We start from the raw sequence: 5965 nt of genomic DNA on the forward strand, positions 1-5965 counted from the left end.
CCCGACGAAGTCCGCGAAGCCCTCCAGCTCGGCCCCGACACCCCCATCATCACCCTCGACGCCCGCCGCCGGGACAGCGCCAAGAGCGCACTCATCACCCTCGTCGAACACGCCCTCCTGGCACGACTGCGGTGATGAACGCGCTTGTGGCCCATACGACTCGGCGAAGTCGCATGGGCCACACGCCTGTTGGGCGGGACTACTCGGTCGGCTCCAGCCCGGCGCGGATCAGGCCGTAGGTGTAGGCGTCCTCAAGTGCCAGCCAGGAGGCGGCGACCACGTTGTCGGCCACACCCACCGTCGACCAGGTGGTGATGCCGTCGGTGGACTCGATCAGCACCCTGGTCTTGGACCCGGTGCCGTGCTGCCCCTCCAGGATGCGGACCTTGTAGTCCACCAACTCGAAGGTGGCCAGCGGCGGGTAGGTGCCCTCCAGGGCGGTCCGCAGCGCCTGGTCCAGCGCGTTGACCGGGCCGTTGCCCTCCCCGGTGGCGATCCGGCGCTCGCCCTTGGCCCACAGCTTGACCGTGGCCTCGTTGCCCGTGAAGCCCTTCGGGCCCTGCTCGCTGATGGTCCGCCAGGACTCCAGGGTGTAGAAGCGGTCCCGGCTGCCGCGCACCTCGTCGCGCAGCAGCAGCTCGAAGGAGGCGTCGGCGGACTCGTAGGTGTAGCCGAGGTTCTCCTGCTCCTTCACCTTGGCCACCACCCGGCCGGCCAGGTCGCGGTCGGTGGAGAGGTCGTAGCCGAGCTCCTTGCCCTTGAGCTCGACGGAGGCCCGGCCGGCCATGTCGGAGACCAGCATCCGCATGGTGTTGCCGACCAGGTCGGGGTCGATGTGCTGGTACAGGTCCGGGTCGACCTTGATCGCGGAGGCGTGCAGGCCCGCCTTGTGGGCGAAGGCCGAGAAGCCGACGTACGGCTGGTGGGTGGACGGGGCCAGGTTCACCAGCTCGGCGATCGCGTGCGAGATCCGGGTCATCTCGGCCAGTCGGCCCTCGGGCAGCACCCGCCGGCCGTACTTGAGCTCCAGCGCGCCGACCACCGGGAACAGGTTGGCGTTGCCGACCCGCTCGCCGTAGCCGTTCGCGGTGCACTGCACGTGGGTGGCGCCCGCGTCGACCGCGGCCAGGGTGTTGGCCACCGCGCAGCCGGTGTCGTCCTGGGCGTGCATGCCGATCCGGGCGCCGGTCGCCGCGATCACGTCCGCGACGGTGTCCCGGACACCCGCCGGCAGCATCCCGCCGTTGGTGTCGCACAGGACCACCACGTCCGCCCCGGCGCGGTGCGCAGTGCGGACCACCGCGAGGGCGTACTCGCGGTTCGCCTTGTAGCCGTCGAAGAAGTGCTCGCAGTCGATGAACACCCGCCGGTCCTGGGACCGCAGGAATTCGACGCTGTCCCGGATCATCTCCAGGTTCTCGTCCAGCGTGGTGCGCAGCGCCAGCTCGACGTGCCGGTCGTGCGCCTTGGCGACCAGGGTGACGACGGGGGCACCGGAGGCGACCAGCGCGGCCAGCTGAGGGTCGTCCGCCGCCTTGCCGCCGGCCCGGCGGGTGGCGCCGAAGGCGACCAGCCGGGCGCTGTTCAGCTCCAGCTCGGCGGCGGCGCGGGCGAAGAACTCGGTGTCCCGCGGGTTGGCCCCGGGCCAGCCGCCCTCGATGAAGCCGACCCCGAAGTCGTCCAGGTGCCGGGCGATGGCCAGCTTGTCCGCCACCGTCAGGTTGATGCCCTCCCGCTGCGCTCCGTCGCGCAGGGTGGTGTCGAACACGTGGAAACTGTCGTCGGTACGGCTGGCCTCGGTCATGACCCCTGGTTCTCCGTTTCGGGGAGGTTGGTACTGCTCTGCCGGATTTCGTCCCGGCGCCACCGTCCATGATCCCTCGCGCGGCCCCGGTGTCCCCGGGCCCCTTGTGGGGGCCCTCGGCCGGTCCGGGGAAACAAAAAAACCCCTCGCGGGTGCGAGAGGTCTGCGCGCGGGTCTGGACGCTCGTGGTCGCTCCGCATCGGGTCCTGCGGAAGCGGTCACTGCGGACCGGCGCGCCTGCTGCTAATAATCAGCGACAGCGAGGACACGTTGGCAGTGTGGCACAGGCTCCAGGATCCGGCCCGCCCGTCTCGCGATCCGGGACGGCTACTCCACGAGCTCGGCGGTGTCCAGCGCGAAGCCGAACGGCTCGGGCAGGTCGAGGGGGCTGCCGATGGGGACGACGACGGTCGCGAGATAGTCGTCGCCCCTGGGGTCGCTGTGCAGAACGACTTGGTCCTTCTCGCGGTCGACCAGCAGATAGAGCGGAATCCCAGCCGCGGCATAGCCCTTGCGCTTCGTGACCCGATCCTTGTCGGGTCGGCTGGAGGTGACCTCCGCAACCATCAGGACACCATCGGGTACGGACCAGGAGCCGCACTTGATCATGGCTCCCCGGACGGTGAACGTGCCGTCCGGGATGAATCGCCCGGACGGCACGATCAGCCCCTTGCCTCCGGCGAAATCGATCGCCTTGGGGCCCTGGCGCACGACCTGCCCATGGAGGCGACCGACGAGCGTCTCGTGTTCACCGTCCGGCGGTGGGGTCACGACGATTTCCCCCTCGATGAGCTCAGCCTTGAATCCCAGAGGGGTGTCAAGCGCCAGGAAGGCTTCGAGGAGGTCGTGGTCCGGAGCGCACGAGGTCTCGGCGTATCCGTGCGGCAGTGCGGTCACTGGCCCTCCCACTGTGTTCACCGGCCTCAACGAGCGGAGCGCTTCGAGGTTACGGCCCGGGCGCCCCGGTGTCGCGGGGCGCCCGGGGGCGGCGATCAGACGATCTTGTGCAGCCAGCCGTGGGTGTCGGCCTGCTGGCCGCCCTGGATGGCGAGCAGGGACTTGCGCAGCTCCATGGTGACGGGGCCGGGCTCGCCGGTGCCGACGGTCCAGTCGGCGGCGGCGGACTTGACCGAGCCGACCGGGGTGATGACGGCGGCGGTGCCGCAGGCGAAGACCTCGGTGAGGGTGCCGTCGGCGTTGCCCTGCTGCCACTCGTCGGTGGAGATCCGGCGCTCCTCGACCGCGTACCCGAGGTCGGAGGCCAGGGTGAGCAGCGAGTCGCGGGTGATGCCGGGCAGCAGCGCGCCGGACAGCTCCGGGGTGACGATCTTCGCGTCCTTGCCCTCGCCGAAGACGAAGTACAGGTTCATGCCGCCCATCTCCTCGACCCACCGGTGCTCGGCGGCGTCGAGCCAGACCACCTGGTCGCAGCCCTTCTCGGCGGCCTGGGCCTGGGCGACCAGCGAGGCGGCGTAGTTGCCCGCGCACTTGGCGGCACCGGTGCCGCCGGGCGCGGCGCGGACGTACTCCTTGGACAGCCAGACCGAGACCGGCTTGACGCCGCCCTGGAAGTAGGCGCCGGCCGGGGAGGCGATGATCATGAAGATGTAGGAGTTCGCCGGGCGCACGCCCAGGCCGACCTCGGTGGCGAACATGAACGGACGCAGGTAGAGGCTCTGCTCCGGCTGGTTCGGGACCCACTCCTGGTCCTGCTGGACCAGCAGCTCGACGGCCTCGACGAAGGTCTCGACCGGCAGCTCCGGCATCGCCAGGCGGCGGGCCGAGGCCTGGAAGCGCAGGGCGTTGGCCTCCGGGCGGAAGGTCGAGATCGAGCCGTCGGCCTGGCGGTAGGCCTTCAGGCCCTCGAAGATCGCCTGGCCGTAGTGCAGGGTCATGTTCGCCGGGTCGATCTCCAGCGGCGCGTACGGCGCCAGCTGGGCGTCGTGCCAGCCCAGGCCCTCGGTCCAGCGGATGGTGACCATGTGGTCGGTGAAGACACGGCCGAAGCCGGGGTTGGTCAGCCGGGCCTCGCGCTCCGCTGCGGACAGCGGGTGGGCGGAGGGCTTGAGGTCGAACGTGATGGGCGCCGTGGTGGGCGTGCTCATGGCTGTTTCCTTCACCGTGGGGTTGGTCCGGGCCGCCACCGCCACCGCCGCGTTACGGCGATAAGACGCCGGAACGAACGCACAGCGGCACGGCCCACTGTCGATACTCGCATCCAGAGGGCCGTGCCGAACAGCTGTCCGCTCCTTGGGGAGCTGCAAGCTGCCGTTATGCGGTCCGGCCCACCTGGCCGGAACCTTGTCGGAGCCGGCCTCGAAACGGCCGGGGATCCGTTGCTCGGAGCCGGCCCGTCAGCCGGATACTCGCCCGGCGAGCGCGTCGCCGACCTGGGAGGTGCTGCGGGTGCCGGTGCGCTCGGCGAGGTCCGCCGCGACGGCGGCCTCGACCTTGGCGGCCTCGGCGGCGAAGCCGAGGTGCTCCAGCAGCATGGCGACCGACAGCACGGTGGCGGTCGGGTCGGCCTTGCCCTGGCCGGCGATGTCCGGCGCCGAGCCGTGCACCGGCTCGAACATGGACGGGAACTCGCCGCTCGGGTTGATGTTGCCGCTCGCGGCCAGGCCGATGCCGCCGGTCACGGCGGCGGCCAGGTCGGTCAGGATGTCGCCGAACAGGTTGTCGGTGACGATGACGTCGAAGCGCTCCGGCTGGGTCACGAAGAAGATGGTGGCCGCGTCGACGTGCAGGTAGTCGGTGGTGACCTCGGGGAACTCCGCGCCGACCTCGGCGAAGATCCGCGACCACAGGTGCCCGGCGTGCACCAGCACGTTGTTCTTGTGCACCAGGGTCAGCTTCTTCCGCGGCCGCGCCTGGGCCCGGCGGTAGGCGTCGCGCACCACGCGCTCGATGCCGTACGCGGTGTTCAGGCTGACCTCGGTGGCCACCTCCTGGGGCGTCCCGGTGCGCAGCGTGCCGCCGTTGCCGACGTACGGGCCCTCGGTGCCCTCGCGGACGACCACGAAGTCGATCTCCGGCTGGCCGGCCAGCGGGGACTCGACCCCGGGGAACAGCCGGCCCGGCCGCAGGTTGATGTGGTGGTCGAAGGCGAACCGCAGCTTGAGCAGCAGCCCGCGCTCCAGCACCCCGGACGGCACGCTCGGGTCGCCGATGGCGCCCAGCAGGATCGCGTCGTGCCCCTTCAGCTCCGCCAGCACGTCGTCCGGCAGCGTCTCCCCGGTCCGGTGGTAGCGCCGGGCCCCGAGGTCGTACTCGGTGGTCTCCAGCTTCACATCGGCGGGAAGCACGGCCCCCAGGACCTTCAGACCTTCGGCCACGACTTCCTGACCGATGCCGTCACCCGGGACTACTGCGAGACGAATGGTGCGAGACATGCTCGGACCCTACTCCGGTGTCCCAGGTACTGACACCTCGCGTCCACTATTCGGACGTGTCGATCAATTCAACCTCAATCGGAAACGGCCGATCGACCTTCAGCTGCTTGTGGTAAATGCCGGTCAGGCCATAGGCCCTGGTGGCCGGATCCAGCTCGTACACGTAGACGACCGGGCGGCCCTCGTCGTCATCCTCAACCCTCCAGAAGTGGGCGATGCCGGCTGCGGCGTACTTTCGCGGCTTTGCGTCACGATCCCGCTCCTGCGACTCGTCCGACACCACCTCGACCGCAAGCAGTACGTCTTCTGGCCGGCAAGAGGTTCCCTTGCGGCCCTTTGGGCCGGTCTGTGCCCGCTTGTCGACGACCAGGAGGTCCGGCTCAAGCCTGTTGCGTCGATCCAGCGTGACCATCATCTCCCGCCAAGCCACCCATCCCGGCGGAACAGCTGCCACCAGCGCGAACTCCAGCTGTCGGACCGCCAGCAGGTGAAAGATGGTCTGCGGACTCACGAAGATCAGGCTCCCGTCGAGCAACTCGGTGTGCGGCGGGAGATCAGGCAGCCGGTCCAGGTCCTCTGCGGTGTAGCCACCAGCAGGGGGCCGGATCCAGTCGGGGTACGGCGCGATGCTCATGGTTCCTCCCATACGGGCATCCTGGCGGCCCTCTCAGGCTACTCGGCAAAGCCTCCTCAGACGCCACCCTTTCGAGGGAGCGCGTGCGGCCTGAGCTGCGCCAGGGGCGCGCTTAGGGTGGCGGGGTCTGGGGTT

At 70.0% G+C, this 5965-nt stretch carries 5 protein-coding genes and 1 pseudogene; 1 reads left to right on the top strand and 5 read right to left on the bottom strand.

All coding sequences use genetic code 11. The features are described 5' to 3' along the window. Nucleotides 1-135: pseudogene (locus tag J0670_RS27300) on the top strand (ATP-binding protein); the annotation flags it as partial. A gap of 64 nt (nt 136-199) precedes the next feature. Here the strand turns inward: J0670_RS27300 and cimA are convergent. From cimA to J0670_RS27325, 5 genes are all read right to left on the bottom strand, one after another. After that, a complete protein-coding gene (gene cimA / locus J0670_RS27305; RefSeq protein ID WP_207814357.1) occupies nt 200-1804 on the bottom strand; it encodes a citramalate synthase in 1605 nt (534 codons plus the stop codon). A 327-nt stretch (nt 1805-2131) separates the two neighbouring features. Further along, nucleotides 2132-2701 (bottom strand): Uma2 family endonuclease, encoded by a 570-nt coding sequence (locus J0670_RS27310; protein WP_307806714.1) that lies wholly within the window; start codon nt 2699-2701, stop codon nt 2132-2134. Between the two features lie 95 nt (nt 2702-2796). Continuing rightward, on the bottom strand, nt 2797-3909 hold the full coding sequence (locus tag J0670_RS27315; protein ID WP_207814358.1) for a branched-chain amino acid aminotransferase: 1113 nt from the start codon (nt 3907-3909) through the stop codon (nt 2797-2799). A gap of 249 nt (nt 3910-4158) precedes the next feature. Continuing rightward, nucleotides 4159-5196, bottom strand: coding sequence for a 3-isopropylmalate dehydrogenase (locus J0670_RS27320; protein ID WP_207814359.1), 1038 nt, complete (start codon nt 5194-5196; stop codon nt 4159-4161). A gap of 46 nt (nt 5197-5242) precedes the next feature. After that, nucleotides 5243-5830 (bottom strand): Uma2 family endonuclease, encoded by a 588-nt coding sequence (locus tag J0670_RS27325; RefSeq protein WP_243437593.1) that lies wholly within the window; start codon nt 5828-5830, stop codon nt 5243-5245. Between the last annotated feature and the right edge of the window lie 135 nt (nt 5831-5965).

It is taken from the genome of Streptomyces sp. FH025 (genome assembly GCF_017427025.1).
Taxonomy (GTDB): Bacteria; Actinomycetota; Actinomycetes; order Streptomycetales; family Streptomycetaceae; genus Kitasatospora.